This is a genomic window from Solibacillus sp. R5-41, assembly GCF_002736105.1.
Taxonomy (GTDB): Bacteria; Bacillota; Bacilli; order Bacillales_A; family Planococcaceae; genus Solibacillus.
The window spans coordinates 2,417,478-2,435,444 of the sequence record NZ_CP024123.1; the positions used below are offsets into that span (position 1 = coordinate 2,417,478).

Below are 17,967 nucleotides of genomic sequence, written 5' to 3' on the forward strand. Positions count from 1 at the left end.
CAAAGATAATGCCTCCAGCGGATGGCACAGATTTTCAGAGGAGCTTTTCGAGCAAGCTCGAAAAAATCTGGACTCAATTACGCCAAAGCGTAATTGATTATGTATGTTATAATGTACAAAACACACAATATAGCGTCGTTCGCTTTATTATACATTCCAGTCGTTATATTGTACATAGTGGAGGCATGAGCACATGGAAGAAATTCATCTAATTGTTGCAAAAAATTTAAAAGCGATTCGCGAACAGGAAAAACTAAGCTTAGAAAAGGTCGCCCAATTAAGTGGTGTCAGCAAAACAATGATTGGTCAAATTGAACGAGGTGAGTCTAGTCCAACGTTGACAACGATATGGAAAATAGCGAACGGCTTAAAGGTTTCCTTTACATCCCTGATTAACAATCCGCAGCCAGATGCAACAGTTGTTTTAAGAAATGAGATTCAAGTTTTATCTGAAAACAGTGGTAAATATCGCGTCTACCCTTCCTTCCCGTTCCAGGGTGACCGACGCTTTGAAATATATACGGTTGAAATTGACAAAGGTGGACATTTGAAGGCGGATGCCCATAGAGAAGGTACCGAGGAATTTATTACTGTGTTTGATGGCGAACTCACGATTGCTGTCGGTGACGGTCAATATACACTAAATAAGGGTGACTCCATCCGATTCAAGGCGGACAAACCTCACAGTTATACGAATGCTGGTAGCACATTAATCCGCTTAAGTATGACGATCTTTTATCCACCTTTTCAGTGACGTGAAATTCAACATTTGACGAAGCTTCATAAATAAACCCCAAAAAGCATTCTTCCATCCCGGATTGCTACAAGAAAACAGCCACTTCACGGAGAAATGGCTGTTTTCTTTGGATCACATTTACTTAGTGTCTTTAAGAACTTCGCTTAATTGCAATCGAGATATCGTCCCTTGATGTAAAAATAATTGCCATCTGCTATCAATAAGTTTCCATATCGAACTTCTTAACGTGTTACGGTTTCTCGTTTTATCAACAATAAAATAGGTAGCAAAAACCACATCAGGTGCTAACGGATAAATTTCGTAGTTATGTAGTGACATCTCAGTCAAAACAACACCCGTTTCAAGGCATTCTTTTTTATCATACATATACCCTGAACTACCATTTTCAAAAAACTTGTTTGCCAGTATTTAACTAGTTTTTTTGGGCTTTTCCGCACTTCAAGTACTGTGTGACTTTCCTCTATTTGCTTTAAATGTTCTTTTAAATTCACATCCATTGTATATCCATCCTATTTTTATAGTTATTATATATATGGTTATATTAATGAGCAATGTATGCGCCAAACAGTTAAACTTCACTGCAAATCAATTTTCACTGAATCCAATTCGACTGGCATATTCGAACTAAGGGTGCTTAAACTCACTCGTAGAACATAATCTATTGGATTGAAGCTCTTCACTTTACCAATTTCAAAGGTACTTCTAAATCGCAACTTTTCTTCATCCAGCACTTCCGTTGTATGTTTCATCGGCTCCTCATACACTTCTTTCTCTGTTTCTTTCACAAGTATAAGATTATTTTTTGCGTAATTTTTAAAGAACGTCAAATTCTGTTGACCGCGCTCGCCACTATTCACTTGAAAATCTACAATGAACTTTTTATCATATATCTCCATTTTTTCAATATCTACTGATAAATTTTGGCGATTAGATTGGATGGAATAAGGCGTTGGTTGAGCTAATAATACAAAATGATCTTTTTCATTAATCGCAACTTTTGGTTCGATGACGATGTAACTTGTTTGTTCTATTAAAGACTGCGCAAATACCGTTCTTCCTTTTACCGTTTTGTGATTTTCAAATTTGTGCGTTTCTAAATCAATACCATCGGACAAAACGTTAATTTCATTGCCTTGATCGTCAAAAATATCTAAACGGACTTGATCATTTTTACTTTCAAGCGGAAAAGAAGCTGTGTAATTAATTGCCGTAGATGCTTCCCCATGAATAATCGAATCAAATAGGACGTTTACTTCCGCCTTTATATTACTTCGTTCTTCATTAATATCCCTTTCTTCATACGCTAATTGCTTAATTGGAACATCAAATTTCCATGTTCCTTCCTTATTTCCTAACCGCTTAAATTCAAGCGGAAACGTCGTATTTGGTGGTAATTCCGTTTTCGGATAATTTAATCGAATATTCCCTACAAAGCCACCATCTGTTTGATCCAAATAAACAAGCTCTTTACTATCCGCAATCCCGTCATCACCATCAAATATTTCATAGAACCCCATTAAGCGACCATTTGACTCTGTTTTCACATCACCTTTCACATGAAACGTTACACCAACTACCGCTCCATCATAATAGGCACTTGTCACGGTGACATCAATCCCTCGATGGCTAGCGGATGCATTCAATTCGGTAATCAATTGTTGTGACGCTAAACTTCTTCCAACTAAATCATTAAAATTAGTATATAGTGTGCCAATCAACGGAACCTCTGCTAAAGCCTGTGACATGGACGGAACAATAAAGCTTGAGCTAATAAAAATTGCTGCAGCGGCCGACAAAATAAACGGTTTCCTTCGCCTGTTATTTCTTCTTGATACTTTATGTAAACTTGCGCGGCCGATCCCCGTTTGTATCGCTTTTAACACATCTTCTTGGGGTACTTCAATTTTTTCATATTCATCTCGAAACGGTTTCTTCTCCATTATATGTATGCCCCCTTAAGCGTTTTTTTAATTCGACCTTTCCTCTTGAAAGATACGTTTTTACTGTATTTACTGGCACATCCATTGTTTTAGCTACCTCTTTAATCGAAAAATCCTTAAAGTAAAACAAGATGATGGCGGTACGATAGTGACCCTTTAATTGACTGACAGCGCTAACTAAATCTAAATTTTCATCTTTTGTTTCAAGTAGCCCATGAGAATTTTCCATTATTTCATCCGCTGGTATTTCTTTGTTTTTCTTTTTCATCACATCAAAGGCGCAATGGATCAAAATTCTTGTCAGCCATGTTAAGAAAAATTGTTCATTTTTTAATTGTTCAATTGCAATCAGCCCTTTGTACGCCGTTTCTTGCACGATATCTAGTGCATCTTCACGATTTCCAACATATAGAAAAGCGGTGCGGTACAATTGAGTACTATGCATGACGAGAAGTTCTTCAAACGCTTCATCGTTACCTTTCATTGCCTTTTTTACAAGCTTCCTTTCATTCATGTTCTTGCCTCCTTTCGTTCATTAGAGCAAAAACAGCCCAAAAAAGTTTCAACTATTTTATTCGATTTCAATTACTTTCAGTATGTAGACTGGAACGGATAAAACGATTAGTTAAATTGTAATTATATAGTAAACTAACTAGTATAGGATAAAATCGGTAAATCCAAAAATATGTATTTGGTGGTGATGATTTTATGAAAAATTTTTCTTGGATAACGGGTCTTATTTTCGGTGCAGTATTGTCATTGGTCTCTGCATTAATTTTCATGCTTCTCGCGCAAACATCGGCTGGTGGAATCACTTCATTTTGGGGTGAAAGTTGGTTATATTTTGCCGTCATCATTCCATTTGTCATCACCTTTGCCATTTTAGGTGGCTATTTTCACAATAGAAACGAACTATCCAATAGAAAACTTTGGCTTATCAGTCTTATCAGTGCGTTTTTAGTCACGCTATATAGTGGTACGATTGGGGCTATCTTTGGAGAAACGATCGTTCGGGGTGGTATGGAAACAATTAACGTAGAAGGCACACTCATTTGGGGAACAATTTATGCATTTATTTTACTGCCTCTTACCACTCCGTTCGCGAGATTTTTGTTAGGTATTTTTTATTCGATAATAAAAAAGTTTCCGCCCCTAATTAAATAAGAGCGGAAACCTACGATATACAGCTGACACAAAATTTATTGTGAGCGATTTAAATAGGCAAGCAACAAACTAAGAATTTTGCCATCTGAATACTGTTCGATTTTATCACTGTGATCTACGCTAAATACGCCTTTTTCATACAGCTTTCCGAATAATTTTTTTGCTTCTGATACACCAGTCGCGTCTAATGTATTTTTGGACGTTTCCACTTCATTCCCCTCCTCCTTTGCGGGTGTTGAAAATGGATGACCAATGGCTGCTGCTAATACTTTTGCTATGGCTAGGCAAATTGCTTCCAAATTTTGATCCAGCAATTCGATATCCTTCTTACTGTTTACAAAGCCGAATTCTATTAAAATGCCTGGCTCGTATGTTTTCGTTAAAACGCCAATATTGTTACGGTAAATGGCGCCACGATTTTTTAAGCCGGAAGCGTCACTCATCGCTTTTGCTACTTTTGCCGCTAAATCTTTTTGTGTACTGTATAGTACTTCTCCTCCGATTGGTTGATCGGTTAACGGAGTCGTTGAATTTAAGTGACCACTTACAATAAGCCCATTGCGATCTTTGTTATGATAGGATACTAAATGATTAATGTTTTGGGTTTGGTTTTTAGAGATTTTATCCTCATAGAATGTCGCTGCAACTTTATTGGCGATCAAAATCTCATAAATTCGCTTTATAAATTTCCGGGCATATTGCACCTCATCAACATACCCACGCGAACCCGTTCCATCACCGTAATGTCCTACATGCAATTCTATTTCTACTGGCTGTGTCATTTCATATTCCCTCCCTTCAAAAACTAAGATGTATTTTAGAATATACATAACCCACTTTTATTGAATGTGTTATAAACTACTATTTTATTATTTGCTTAATAAATAGCATTATTTATTGCTAAACTATCTTGCTGTTATAGATTTTGACTAGCAAACTTTAGCATTTCTAACTTCTCGCGCACCGCTTTTACTTGTGCTTCATCTAAAACTTCTTCCTCAATTACGTCGTGACGTGCTGTGAACCAATCCGGAATCTTTTCGTTGCGTTTTTTTGACCCCCCTTTTTTCTGCCATGCCTGCAAAATGCCATTCACATACGGCCAATTTAAAATATCACGTTTCACAGCTACGTTGACCGCTCTTATTATTTCTCCCTCCGAAAAATGAGTTTGCCATTCGAGCAATTGTTGTTCATGCTTTTTCGTTAAATGAATACCAAAATTCCGAAAAACATGTTCTATGTTATTTAATCTATCATTAGTCTTTGTATTAGTCTTTTGTATTGGTGTGGCCATTTTGGACGGTGGTGTATGACAAATTGGTCCCTCTTCAACCGGACATTGTGGCCTATTGATCCTGTCATTCTGTCCTGAAACGTCATAAAAAGAAGCCTCATTCAGAAGCTGATTTAATTGTTTATAATGAATGCGATACCATTTCGTTTTATCAAAGTTCGCACGGTTATAATTCGCGCTGATTAAAACCCCTAATTCATCCAGCCTTTTCACGATGCGCCGAATTGTACGTTCACTCCAGAAAGGGAATTGTTTTTGCCAGCTTGTGTACGCATTGTAAATCCATTTTTCGCCATCAAGTGTGATGCCACTTTTCGTCACCCAATAATGCAGTTGTTGCAAAAAAAGTGCCTCGTTCAGTCCGACCGCCTTCGCTAACTTCGGTTGGACAATTAACACATAATCCGCTTCTAATAATTTCATGGACATTCCTCCTTTATTATATGTATTACTGAAATTCGGGCAAAAAGGGACTATTTTATTATTGCTCTTTAGTCTGCTCTTTAAAACTACAGCTAGCTAATAAGGGTAACCACGGTATTTCAAGAGTTCCACAAACAAAAATTCATGATAGATATAAATATATTTCAAGTTATACTATAGATGCAGGTAATAATAACTGAGGAGATATATTATGGTAAAAGAAAAATATCAACAAATGATTTATAAAAGTATGTACGAGAACTTTCAAAAATGGGATGAACTAGAGTTTGTTACAGAACGACAAATATATTATTTTCTACATAGCTTAAAAGGAACAGCTGGATCAATCGGATTATGTGAACTAACTACTATTGCTAGTGAGAAAATAGAACCTTTAAATGAAAATGAGGAAAGACATTGGAGTAAGTCTGAATGGAAGAGTTACCTTGCACCTATAATTGAAGGAATTAGTTTTTATCAAACAAATTTTAATGTACAGCAAGTAGAAAATACACAATTAATTTCAACTGATAATAGTTATGATCAAGAATTTATATTAATTATAGATGATGATATTGTATTTATTTCTTATTTAAAAGATGTTTTAGAAAAAAAGGGTCATTCCGTTATCGTTGCGTACAATGGCAAACGTGGATTGGAACTAATTTATGAATTAAAACCTTCTATTGTATTTTTAGATATTATGCTACCTGATACATGTGGTTTTTCTATATTAAAAAATGTAAAGAAGATAAAAAAGGATCGTATGTTTGTTGCTGTTATGAGTTCCAATGATTGCAAGGAAAACAGAATACGAGCATATGACATGGGTGCTTTAGATTTCATTTCTAAACCTATAGAGGAAGATATTTTGAATTCCTATGTAACGAATCGCTTAGCTTATAGAAAAGAGTTAGAACAGTCAATTATTATTGATGAATTAACACAAATCTATAATCGTAAATTCATGGACTCACAACTTATAAAGTTAATCCAGCAATACAATCGTAATAAAGAACCATTTGCTCTTGCGATAGCTGATTTAGATTATTTTAAGAAAGTCAATGATACATACGGACATTTGGTTGGAGATGAAGTCTTAAAAGGATTTGCAGATTTAGTAATGAATTCTAAACGTGAGCAAGATGTTTTTTGTCGATATGGTGGTGAAGAATTTGTCATGTTAATGCCGCAAACCACTGTCGATCAGGCATACATGCTATTAGAACAACTTCGTGAGTCAATGAAACAAAAACATTTTACAGCGAGCGGTGCAAGATTTCAGGTAACCTTCTCTTCTGGAGTAGTTGAAGCCACTACCAAAAATCTTCATCCCAAAAAAATACTCGAAGAAGCAGATCAAGCGCTATACAATGCAAAGGAATTTGGAAGAAATCAGACTGTTATGTTTGATAGCCTAACAGCTGGAGTGCAGAAGAAAATAAAAGTTAAAATCATTGTGATTGATGATGTTTATATCATTAGGAATCTAATTACAACTCACTTCGAAAATTGGAAATCAAGTGAAAACTTCGATATTGAAGTTATATCTTATGGTGATGGTGTTAGCTTCTTAAATTCTAATTGGTATACGCCAAATTATAAGTATATTATTTTACTAGATGGCATGATGCCAGAAATGGATGGTATTGAAGTACTTAAAAAAATTAGAGAAAAACATACTTCAAACGATGTAATCATTTCAATGTTAACAGGTCTTAAAGGTGAGAATTACGTCTTAGAGGCACTAGAAAATGGAGCAGATGATTATATTGTTAAACCGTTTAATATCATTGATGTTTCAACGCGAATAATGAGTCTGATTAAACGCTTATTTATTTAACATGATTCAGCCGGGGGCTGAATCATGTTAAATCTCCTGGTGGATGTCACAGATTTTTTAGAGGAGCTTTTCGAGCGAGCTCGAAAAAAATCTGGACGCAATTACGCCGAGGCGTAATTGATTTAGTGAAGAAAAGAGGGAAATTATGAAGAAAATTTTAGTTGTAGATGATGAAGAAATTTTAAGAATGCTTATCTGTGATACCTTAGAAGACCTAGGATTCGAAATTGACGAAGCAGAGGATGGGGCTGAAGCACTTCAAAAAATCAATGAGCAAGTTTATGACTTAATGATACTCGATTACATGATGCCAAATTTAACGGGCGTAGAGGTAATTGAGCAGCTACCAGATGATGTAAAAAACAACACTCCTATTCTGATGCTTACTGCTAAAGCACAAGAAGCAGACCGTCAAATCGTATTAGAGAAAGGCGCTCATTTTTTTATGTCCAAACCCTTTAGTCCTGTTGAATTGTTGGGCTTAGTGGAGGAAATTTTAAATGTATAAATCTTTCCCACGACTAGATAAAAACATTCGTAGTCAATTTCTAAAAATGTTGTTTAAAGTATCCATTACATTTTTAATAATCGTGATTGTTTTCTTTTTGTATGTTAAATCTAGTAATGAGAGTTTAAAAGTAGAACGAGAAGCTGTAAGGGAAAAAGCAGAAATTGTAGGTGGACTAGCGGATAGTTTTAATGGCATTAATTTCAGGGCTAGAGGGTATTATGCATTTCAAAATAAACAAGAACTACAATTATTACATGAAAATTTAGAGGAATTCGAATTATATTTAAATAAATTCGGTCAATTACCTCACACAAAAGAAGAAAAAGCATTGTATGAAGAATTACTTGAATTTAGTCAAAATTATAAAACAGTCATCCTCCCTCAAGCTATAAGTTATGTAGATGCAAATGACTATGAAGCTTTAAGGAAGCTTTCCGGCGATGGGACAAATAATCTTGTAAATAAATTTGTAGCCTATACAAATACTTACAACAAAAAAAATGAGATTGAATTAAACAATTTATTCTCAAAATCGATTGAAAAGGCTCAAAATTTCACATTAATATCCCTATTATTAGGAATAATTCTTCTATTTTTTGTAGCAATCATAATGCGCAGAGTACTTTCTAATGTGATTCAACCAATTGAGCAGTTAACAAATGCTACAAATGCCATAACATCAGGACATTTCATAGATCTTAGTAGTCTAGTTCAGAAAGAAGATGAGCTAGGTATTTTAGCTAATTCATTTCATAAAATGACGATGTCTATTCAAGAGAAAGAAGAAGTTTTGACGACTCAAAATGAAGAACTGACTGCACAACAAGATGAATTACAGGGAAATCAAATTCAATTACAACACTCACTAAGTCAGTTACAAAAATATAATGATTTGAATCATGTTTTAACGTTCACACTCGATAAACAACAATTATTGGAGAATCTTAACGAATATTTAAATGATATCTACAAGTTCGATACTAGTATCTTGTATTTATTAGAAGGGCATGTTTATGTATCTAAAGGGTTAACAAAAAAATCAACCGAGCTTCTTGTTGGCAACCTTAATAAAGATAAACAAGTTCGTTTAGAGGAAGAAAAGTCTTTTGTCATTACGCGAAAAGTAATTCCAGGTGCACAAGATATTGCACAACACCCCTATTATTGCTATGACCTCTATTCATCTGTCTTGAATTCTGAGGGGCATTTAGTTGCTGTTATGATGGCTACTCGAGAAGGTTTTCCATTTACTTGTCATGAAATAGAAGATTTAAACGGATTAATGAATCGTGTGTCTATCGCCTTTGAACGTATACTAATGTATGAAGAAGTTGAGCGTTCACGACAACTGAATCAAAATATTATTGACAATGTAAATGAAGGAATCCAACTGGTATCCTCCACAGGAGATGTTGTCTTAGTCAACAAAGCGTTATCTCAAATAATTCCTTCACAAAACAAATTAAACAAGCAACATGTTTCTCAACAAACTTGGCTGGAAGATTTACAGAATATTTGTGATCATCCCGAAGAATTGACTCATTTTTTCACAGAAGCTGTTGTAGAGGATTTTATAGATAAAAGAACTTTCCGCTATTCAATTTCACAAAGTACTCAAGTTTTTGTTGAAGTATATGCAACCAGCGTGTATGAAGGTGAAGAAAAAATTGGAACTATGTTTGTTCACCGTGACATCACTAGAGAATACGAGGTAGATCAAATGAAATCTGAGTTGGTAAGTACAGTTAGTCATGAACTACGTACGCCATTATCTAGCGTCTTAGGATTTACTGAGCTTTTGTTAACAAAAGAATTAAAACCGGAACGTCAAACAAAATATATTGAAACAATTCATAAGGAAGCTGTTCGTCTAACAAATCTAATTAATGATTTTCTTGATTTACAGCGAATGGAATCTGGTAAACAACAGTATAGTATGCAGCAACTATCAATGGATGAGCTATCCATTAATATCGTTAACCGATTCCGTCACGAAACGAACCATCATGTACATTTAATTGATAAAGCAAAATTCGTGAATGTGAACGGAGATTCAGAAAGACTAGTTCAAGTATTTATTAATATCATCGGGAATGCTATCAAGTTCTCCCCCACAGGAGGCGATGTGACCATATCTCTCGAAAACGTCAATGAAATGCTGCAAGTTAGTGTAAAAGATCAAGGAATTGGTATCCCCAAAAATGAAATTCCAAAACTATTTCAGAAATTTAAACGAATTGATAATAGTTCAAGACGACAAATTGGTGGTACTGGGTTAGGACTATCAATTTGTAAAGAAATTATTACCAAACATGGTGGCGATATTTGGATTAATTCAGAAGAAGGACAAGGGACAACCGTATACTTTAACTTACCACTTAACATTAAGACTTCAGCAAGACAAAATATTGAAGGAAATGATTTAGATGAAGAACAAACTGGTTTAAACGTTATGATCATAGAAGACGATTTAAGTTTAGCCTTACTCTTATCAGAAGAATTAAAAAGTAAAGGTTTTACTGTTCTTTTTCATGATAATACGAGGCTTGCTTTTGAAGAAGCGCTTCAAACACCTTTAGTTGGAATTGTGATTGATTTAATGCTAGGAGATGAAATAAACGGATGGGATTTTGTACAACTCCTAAAAGAAACAGAACAAACAAGTAAAATTCCAATTATTATTTCTTCTGCATTAGATGAGTCAAAAGAAAACGTTGAAAAATACAACATTGAAAAGTATTTTACGAAACCATACCCTCCAGAAGAACTTTCAAAAATACTTGTGGCATCCGTAGTTTGCCAAGTATAGTAATACGGTAATCTCAGTATTAAATTCCTAATTTTAAAATAGATTGTAGGACAAAATACGTTAACTTGTCTTTGCACGACCCAAGTGAATTTATTCGCTTGGGTCGTTTTTGGCTTATAATTTCTATTACCAACCCTGTAATGGACTTTCACCAACGAGTTGTTGCGCAAGCCGGGCACATTAAAAAAGTACCTTGGAATTTTTACTAATTCCAGGTACTTTAATTTTATACAGCTATTGGTGCTTTAATCGTTGGATGCGGGTCATAGCCTTCGATCGTTAAATCTTCCAACTCGATATCGAAAATTGATTTTTTTGCTACATTGATTGTTAATGTTGGCAAGTCTTTTAGTTCGCGGCTTAGCTGCTCTTTCACTTGCTCGACGTGGTTCGAGTAAATATGCGCATCCCCAATACTATGCACGAACTCCCCTACTTCTAGACCACATTCATGTGCAATTAAATGTGTTAATAAAGCATAGCTTGCGATGTTGAATGGAATGCCGAGGAATGTATCCCCACTACGTTGCGTCAACATGCAGCTTAACTTTCCATTAGCTACGTAAAATTGGAACATCACATGGCAAGGTGGTAATGCAGCCTTACTTCCTTTTGCGCCGGCATTAATAACATCTTCAGGATTCCATGCGTTGACAATGATGCGACGAGAATCTGGATTGTTATTAATTTGGTCAATGACATCTTGGAGCTGATCAATTTCATTTCCTTCTGAGTCTGTCCAACGGCGCCATTGTTTCCCGTATACATTGCCTAGTTCCCCATATTTTTCAGCAAATGAATCGTCTTCTAATACACGCTCACAATAAGAAGCCATTTCCGCTTTGTAAAGTTTGTTGAAATCTTCATCTACTAAACAGCGGTTTCCGAAATCTGTCATATCGGGACCATCATATTCATCCGATTCCACCCAGCGCTTAAACGACCATTCATTCCAAATATGATTATTATTTTGCAATAAGTAACGAATATTCGTATCACCTTTAATAAACCAAAGAAGCTCACTCGCAACAAGCTTAAATGGCACACGCTTCGTCGTAAGTAACGGGAATCCTTGCGCTAAATCAAAGCGCATTTGATGACCGAAAACGCTATACGTCCCCGTTCCTGTACGGTCTTCCTTTTTTACACCATTATTTAAAATAGACTGTAAAAGATCTAAGTATGTTTGTTCTAGTTTATTTGCCACGATCGTGCACCTCCGAAATATTTCACTTACCCATTATAGCTGAAATTTTTCTTTTTTGTAGAATTTACGTGGAGGTTTTATTATCTTTTATCGTACGCACTAAACTTAATTGTTCATTGATATGGAATATGGTTAATATTAAATATGAAATCGTTATTAGTAAGCCTGAGTACACAAGTATTGATTTATGTTTATCAAGACTATTTGAAACCTGATTACCTCCCAGGCAGGATTCGAACCTGGGACTGACGGCTTTGTAAACCCGTTGCTCTATCTTGCTGAGCTACTGAGAATACTGTATTAATGAATAAAATAATCTACTATTCGGTTTATTTAATTCTCACGCCTTTGTTTTTTCGCCAAATAAACCAACAAGACAAGCATGAACATTGTCTGTACTAAAAATACAATAGCATCCCAAAAAGCTGCACGATCTCCTGCTCCCAGAATATTTAAATAAATTGTACTAAACATATAATAGAGCTGCGGTAAAAAATACAAAACTGTCAAAAGTAACGTCAAAAAAACTCCGACTATGTAAAATGCACTATATATACGAATCAAATTCCATTCATCCTGGAACATCTCTTTATGATCCTTCCCTGATTTCCGATGTTTATTAAGGAATGAACTTAAATATATTTTGCCACTCTCCATCAGGTTATAACATCCTGTTACATTTTCTACAACATAATATACATCTGTTTTCATATAGAAACAGCATTGATATATTGATTTAATAAAAATATCTAACACGATGATGCTAAGAATTCCTACAAAATTTGCATTTGGAAAAAGAAGCATAAAACCGAATGAAAGGAAAAGAATGATCTGCTCAAAAGACATTCCCGCAAGATACAGGATATTCCTCTGTTTAGGTTCAAGTTTCCACGCCTGAGTCAGGTCGGTTTCAAAAACAATAAAAATCAGCCGGTTTCCGATACTTAATTTAGCTGGCAAATCATACGATCGAATGGCAAGGATATGCCCAAATTCATGAATTAAAATTAATACTATAGAAATCAATAGATAATTAATTACATTTAGCACCATGGAATCGAATAGGAATATGTCTTTGTAATGGGGAAAAAGTTCTGGATTCAGTATAAGAATTATTACGTTCGATACTAGCAGAAGCAAGTAAACCATGTTCATCGTTCCATTAAAAAACAAACGTCCAACCCAGTGAGGGACCCATAAGAAACCACCTGCATCAGATGCAGATTTAGCCCGCTTCTCTTTATCTCTATTAACTCGGACCCCATCCACTTCTTGAACAATGCCTAACTCCACCAATTGCTCCACAAATTCAATGATATCCACTTCTTCCTCAGGATAAGAATCTTTTAGTGTCTTTTCAATCGCAGCTAGTCCTTCACCTTTGTCCAATCGTTTAATTGCATCAACACTTATCTCAGGCAATTCAAAGAAATCACCAGAAATCGGCTCCTCCACGATATAATTTTTGCTATCTTTTTGAATGGATAGCGGATATAACGTTATTTCGGATTGCAAGGATACCTTCAACGTATAGCCTCCTCTATAAAATAAAATAGGATGCTAAAATTACAGCATCCTAAAACGTACTTACTCATCCTACTGGAGTCCACCAACACCACCAGCAAGTCACTTTAATTTTATTTAGTTTGCGAATTTTCATGTTTTTCTCCTCCTCTCATGTTCATACCCTTCCGATATGTTTTAGAAATTTGCATCCATTGGGGGTAAACCTGTTTAAATAATTCGATAAGTTGTGGATCGAACTGACTCCCTTGTCCATCGAGAATTCGTTGATATGCTTCTTCAAATTGAAGTGCTGGGCGATAGGATCTGGATGAAGTCATCGCATCAAAAGCATCGGCCACCGCCGTAATTCTAGCTAAAAATGGAATATCTCCCCCTGATAGTCCATCTGGATACCCTTTCCCGTCCCATCTTTCATGATGGTGGTAAATCACTTCAAGATTATCGGCAATCCCGTCAACTTCTCGAATAGCTTCGGCTCCAACAACCGGGTGCGTCTTAATTATATCATATTCTTCATCTGTTAATCTACCAGACTTTGTTAAAATTGAGTCGGGAATATTAACTTTTCCAATATCATGTAACAGACAGGCGTAATAAAAATAATTTAACTCAGATGGTTTAAATTTTCCAGTAGCTTCCGCCATGTTCATTGCATATGCAGCAACTCGTTCACTATGTCCACGAGTATAGGGATCCTTCAACTCTAGAATAGCAATAACTCCCTTAACAATACCTTCCAATTGTTCGTCGTACGAATATTTCAATGCTTTAATATAATTTAAAAAACGAAGCAGTAGTAAAAAGGAAATAAATGATAGTACAATCAATGCACTAATTGGAAACAAAACCAATGGATCATGTATAAATATACCAACCAAAATATATTTTAGAATTAAACCACCTGTAATAAAATATGTAAATTTTTTATTCACAAAAATCGGTGAGAAAAGGACAATTACAAGTTCTACCATGTTTCCACTAGTGTAAGTAAGCGTACTATCTTTATAATACAATATATCTGAAACTACATTCGTTAAAAAATAACCGGAAAATAATATGTATTTTACAGATTTTGTTTTCTCCGTTTTTATCAAATAAATAGATAAAGGGATGAGCGCAAATATGATTCCATATTTAAAAAACATAAAATCGTCCCATTTGGAACTCTTTGCATTAACATCGCCCCATGGAAATGCTGGGAAAAGATTATAATAAATTATTTCATAAACAAAAAACACAACAAAAAATAGCCATAAAAATAGTACCGTTGAATGCTTTTCTTCTTGTAACAAAGATGTTTTCTTCATTTTTCACCTCTTAATTTTCGTAATTTATTTACCAATCAAACGACCTTATGTTCCACATCCAACTAAAACACGAGAATATCATTTGTAATATTTCCTATTTATCTTCTAAAAGCAATCCTCTATCAAACCCGCAATCATACTAGACTGAAGCTGATTATCAATTTTTAGAACGCTCTGAGTACAAATACCTTTATCTAATACATCTAAAAATCTAAATTTATCTAAAACACCCGGGAGCTTTAATGCCATACCGAGTGATGACGATATCATCCAATTATTTCACCTACAAATTTCTATTTTATACTACAAAATTAGGTCCAACCTACACCGAACAGGTCTTTAGATCTTTTATTTTAATATAAAATTTCATTTCTTTATTACTGTAATTATAGTGGTTTTTTTTAAAATGTAAATGAAACTTTGTAATAATCAGGTATTAATTCCAACGGTATTTTTTCCGTTCTGGTGCAAAACAGTTAACTTTGTGAGGAATAATAAAAAGTAGTTAGAAGAACTAATGGGTTAAAATTTATAGTTGGTTTTTAAAATGGATTACATTGTACAGATTATTGCTTTAAAGTTTCTTAATTTATTTCCAATCGCAAATTTCACTTAACCCTTTATAGCCTAAATATCGGATTGTTGTATGAGCTGATATCGATTATGTGGTTCCTTCATTTTTATGTATCACTTAAAAATGGGCACAATAAAAGGCGCTGCTCGTATTACTTTTGCTGAGCAACGCCTTTAGTCAAATGTGTCTAAATCATCGTAAAGTTCAATTGTTTTTTCCAATTACTAAGTAGCCTCCTTTAGGATTGTCTTATTGTTTTCAAGAATGTGAATGAATTGATTTAAAATCTTCTCCTCCATTTTAAAAGAGATATTCACTTCTTTTGCAATAATTTTATTTAGTTCTAAAATTGTGCTTACGTCGAGCTTATGTTTTTCCGCTAATTGGAATGCTCGCTCTAACTGACCGGTCACCATCGGCAGTCCCCCTTTTCATATGATATGCTCTAATTTTACCTTATTTACTCAAAAATTTCACCTATCCAAACAAAATTTTTAAGTAATTTTTGTATAATAACGAATATTTATACTGTTTACGTAGCTTGTTCGGTAAAAAAATTACTAACACCTCCCAATGGATTTGTACTTAGAACCGTCTGAATCGCTAGCAAATTTGTCTGACCCTTAAATTTCGCTAACATTCTCAGTTCTTGTACGGAATTTACATCCGTTCTTAATAAATATTTTTTGCTGTTTTATAATATTCATTCATTAAATTATATAGGTATTTTTGTTAAGTAGGTTTCAAATGATTCTAAAAGTGTTCTATATTTTTACTATGGAATGTTGTTTTAATAAATATTTATGGAATTTTTCCCTTGTGAAATTGTAGTAAAAATCAAAAAACCTATGCCCGGTGGAATACTGAACATAGGTCCATGAAGTAGCCTAAATACAATTGTCTAACTTTCTTAGGTCAGTTATTGGGTGCTTCATACTATCGATGACATCCACTTACAGTAGGTCATTCGCGACCCGCCTCGTATAACTTCTGTGCCACCATAGCCGGTCTTGTAAGCGTATCTGTAAAGTGGTCACCGTCCCCTACAATCAATCGGAATTGCCCAAGCCGGCTAGACATATTCGGATGCCAACCGTAACCCTCTCCTTGTGGCAATGCGTTGTCTTGATAGAAATAGACATAACTTTTTGGCGTAGATAACGAGTAGAACCTTTTAAGGTCCAATTTCTCGAAAAGCGGCTTAGCCGGTTCCGGAGTGACTCCATTATACATCCGTTGAGCTTCCTCCAAAGTGGCCGTATTGACGAATGAATCCCGAAACAGAGGAAACGGAAGCATAATCGTATCATCCTGTGAGTTAGCTCTAAGGTGCTCGAAACCATACCTCATTTGGGCAGGAAACGCATCGGCAACTGATTCGCCGTCTCTCAGTACGAACGCGTCCCAGAAGACAAGGCGTTTTATGCGCTCCGGTACCTGTTCTGCAACCTTTTGGATGACTGTTCCGCCGAAGCTGTGCCCAACGAGAATAAAGTTACGTAGGTTCCATTTCGTTATAAAATCAACAACGGAATTCGTAATCATCGCATGTGTTACATTTTTGTTCGGATCATTGCCGTGACCTGCATATTCAGGTGTATAGACGACATGCCCTTGACTGCGAAGTTCTGCCGCTACTCCATCCCAAAAGTGAGCATCTGCCCAAGAACCATGGACAAGCACAAAGGTAAGTTGTTGTTGTGAGGGTAAAAGGTATTTCTCGTCAAATTCAAGGGCACCATTAGTCTGAAGCGACGATACATCAGAATAAGGAGAGTAATAAAAACAGCTGGGCATAAACCTATAATTGATATAGGGAAATTGATGAATTTTTTGGTGATAAGGAAACATCTATAAAACACCCTTTCAAATTGACAAATATTATAAGCTTATGCCCACTACGTTTGAGAGGTTCCCATACTTGAATCGCTAAAAAAAACAGAAGTGAGCATATTTTCTACTTCGCGTTTTAATTGGACGTTATTGTACATTAATGACCCTTCAATTCCGTTTAGCATGAAATGATAATTGGTATGCGTATCATTTGCACGTTTCCATTTGCCAACATGAATTTTATTTAATGTTAAAAGCCGTTTATGGTTATGATAGTCCTGATGAAGTTCATCGAGCAATTTATTAATTAAGTTTAATTGCAATTTAGCGGTTTTAAAGTTGTCTGCATATTTCTCGATATACTCTTTGTCAACTTTTACAGACCTTTGCGCCATATCGATTAGAATAAACTGGTGTACTAGCTGCCTTAGTTCTTCTGTAATCATACGATACCACGCTCTTTATATACGACAGGAAAAACAGCTAAGACATTATTGATAATAAAAGAACGCTTGGCTTGCCTATTAAAACAAAATGCTTGAAACGAGTCACCAGTTATCTTAAGAATTTTTATGCGACGTTTACTAATGACGCCATCCTTTGCTATATACATCAAATAAATTAATTGATTTCGCTGCATCGCTTTTATTAATTGTTCCTTCATTGTTATCCCCTTCCAAGTAAAAACAGAACGTTTGTTTGTTTCATTATACGCACATGCGTTCTATTTTAAAAGCGGTAATAAAAAGAAATTTTAAAATAAACGGGAAGGATT

General features: G+C 35.1%; 18 protein-coding genes and 1 tRNA gene. 5 read left to right on the forward strand and 14 right to left on the reverse strand.

What is annotated here, in order from left to right:
- The first annotated feature begins 193 nt into the window (after positions 1-193).
- On the forward strand, positions 194-754 hold the full coding sequence (locus tag CSE16_RS11720; RefSeq protein ID WP_099424071.1) for a helix-turn-helix domain-containing protein: 561 nt from the start codon (positions 194-196) through the stop codon (positions 752-754).
- A 120-nt stretch (positions 755-874) separates the two neighbouring features.
- Here CSE16_RS11720 and CSE16_RS11725 read toward each other — a convergent pair whose 3' ends face one another.
- The 4 genes from CSE16_RS11725 to CSE16_RS11735 all read right to left on the reverse strand — a co-directional run bounded on the left by CSE16_RS11725 (position 875) and on the right by CSE16_RS11735 (position 3,211).
- On the reverse strand, positions 875-1,123 hold the full coding sequence (locus tag CSE16_RS11725; protein WP_371514475.1) for a hypothetical protein: 249 nt from the start codon (positions 1,121-1,123) through the stop codon (positions 875-877).
- A complete protein-coding gene (locus tag CSE16_RS22235) occupies positions 1,081-1,254 on the reverse strand; it encodes a hypothetical protein (RefSeq protein WP_371514673.1) in 174 nt (57 codons plus the stop codon). Before CSE16_RS22235 ends, CSE16_RS11725 begins: the two co-directional genes overlap by 43 nt.
- Before the next feature lie 78 nt (positions 1,255-1,332).
- The gene (locus CSE16_RS11730; protein ID WP_099424072.1) at positions 1,333-2,697 is read right to left on the reverse strand and encodes a DUF4179 domain-containing protein; all 1,365 of its coding nucleotides are present in this window, start codon (positions 2,695-2,697) and stop codon (positions 1,333-1,335) included.
- The gene (locus CSE16_RS11735) at positions 2,672-3,211 is read right to left on the reverse strand and encodes a sigma-70 family RNA polymerase sigma factor (RefSeq protein ID WP_099424073.1); all 540 of its coding nucleotides are present in this window, start codon (positions 3,209-3,211) and stop codon (positions 2,672-2,674) included. Before CSE16_RS11735 ends, CSE16_RS11730 begins: the two co-directional genes overlap by 26 nt.
- Positions 3,212-3,405: 194 nt before the next feature.
- Between CSE16_RS11735 and CSE16_RS11740 the strand changes: the two genes are divergently transcribed.
- The gene (locus CSE16_RS11740; protein WP_099424074.1) at positions 3,406-3,861 is read left to right on the forward strand and encodes a hypothetical protein; all 456 of its coding nucleotides are present in this window, start codon (positions 3,406-3,408) and stop codon (positions 3,859-3,861) included.
- Between the two features lie 35 nt (positions 3,862-3,896).
- On the opposite strand, the gene CSE16_RS11745 is transcribed toward CSE16_RS11740, so the two are convergent.
- Both CSE16_RS11745 and CSE16_RS11750 read right to left on the reverse strand, forming a co-directional pair.
- Positions 3,897-4,643 carry an N-acetylmuramoyl-L-alanine amidase gene (locus tag CSE16_RS11745; protein ID WP_157764803.1) on the reverse strand — a complete coding sequence of 249 codons (747 nt, stop codon included), beginning with the start codon at positions 4,641-4,643 and terminating at the stop codon, positions 3,897-3,899.
- A gap of 134 nt (positions 4,644-4,777) precedes the next feature.
- Positions 4,778-5,581 (reverse strand): DnaD domain protein, encoded by an 804-nt coding sequence (locus tag CSE16_RS11750; protein WP_157764804.1) that lies wholly within the window; start codon positions 5,579-5,581, stop codon positions 4,778-4,780.
- 211 nt (positions 5,582-5,792) lie between these two features.
- Between CSE16_RS11750 and CSE16_RS11755 the strand changes: the two genes are divergently transcribed.
- The 3 genes from CSE16_RS11755 to CSE16_RS11765 all read left to right on the forward strand — a co-directional run bounded on the left by CSE16_RS11755 (position 5,793) and on the right by CSE16_RS11765 (position 10,744).
- Positions 5,793-7,424, forward strand: coding sequence for a GGDEF domain-containing response regulator (locus CSE16_RS11755; protein WP_099424077.1), 1,632 nt, complete (start codon positions 5,793-5,795; stop codon positions 7,422-7,424).
- 145 nt (positions 7,425-7,569) lie between these two features.
- Entirely contained in the window at positions 7,570-7,932 is a 363-nt protein-coding gene (locus tag CSE16_RS11760; RefSeq protein ID WP_099424078.1) for a response regulator transcription factor, read from the forward strand.
- Positions 7,925-10,744 carry an ATP-binding protein gene (locus CSE16_RS11765; RefSeq protein WP_099424079.1) on the forward strand — a complete coding sequence of 940 codons (2,820 nt, stop codon included), beginning with the start codon at positions 7,925-7,927 and terminating at the stop codon, positions 10,742-10,744. Before CSE16_RS11760 ends, CSE16_RS11765 begins: the two co-directional genes overlap by 8 nt.
- Before the next feature lie 226 nt (positions 10,745-10,970).
- Here the strand turns inward: CSE16_RS11765 and CSE16_RS11770 are convergent, their stop codons facing one another.
- From CSE16_RS11770 to CSE16_RS11805, 8 genes are all read right to left on the reverse strand, one after another.
- The gene (locus CSE16_RS11770; RefSeq protein WP_099424080.1) at positions 10,971-11,951 is read right to left on the reverse strand and encodes a thymidylate synthase; all 981 of its coding nucleotides are present in this window, start codon (positions 11,949-11,951) and stop codon (positions 10,971-10,973) included.
- Between the two features lie 218 nt (positions 11,952-12,169).
- A tRNA-Cys gene (locus CSE16_RS11775) sits at positions 12,170-12,244 on the reverse strand.
- A 40-nt stretch (positions 12,245-12,284) separates the two neighbouring features.
- Positions 12,285-13,478, reverse strand: coding sequence for a PqqD family protein (locus CSE16_RS11780; RefSeq protein ID WP_099424081.1), 1,194 nt, complete (start codon positions 13,476-13,478; stop codon positions 12,285-12,287).
- 110 nt (positions 13,479-13,588) lie between these two features.
- Positions 13,589-14,785, reverse strand: coding sequence for an HD-GYP domain-containing protein (locus CSE16_RS11785; protein ID WP_099424082.1), 1,197 nt, complete (start codon positions 14,783-14,785; stop codon positions 13,589-13,591).
- 798 nt (positions 14,786-15,583) lie between these two features.
- Complete coding sequence (locus tag CSE16_RS11790; RefSeq protein ID WP_099424083.1) at positions 15,584-15,775, reverse strand: ABC transporter permease; 192 nt, start codon at positions 15,773-15,775, stop codon at positions 15,584-15,586.
- Between the two features lie 547 nt (positions 15,776-16,322).
- A complete protein-coding gene (locus CSE16_RS11795) occupies positions 16,323-17,210 on the reverse strand; it encodes an alpha/beta fold hydrolase (protein ID WP_099424084.1) in 888 nt (295 codons plus the stop codon).
- Between the two features lie 47 nt (positions 17,211-17,257).
- Positions 17,258-17,638 carry a YhjD family protein gene (locus CSE16_RS11800; protein ID WP_099424085.1) on the reverse strand — a complete coding sequence of 127 codons (381 nt, stop codon included), beginning with the start codon at positions 17,636-17,638 and terminating at the stop codon, positions 17,258-17,260.
- A complete protein-coding gene (locus CSE16_RS11805; protein ID WP_099424086.1) occupies positions 17,635-17,856 on the reverse strand; it encodes a transcriptional regulator in 222 nt (73 codons plus the stop codon). The genes CSE16_RS11800 and CSE16_RS11805 overlap by 4 nt, the downstream gene beginning before the upstream one ends.
- Positions 17,857-17,967 lie beyond the last annotated feature (111 nt).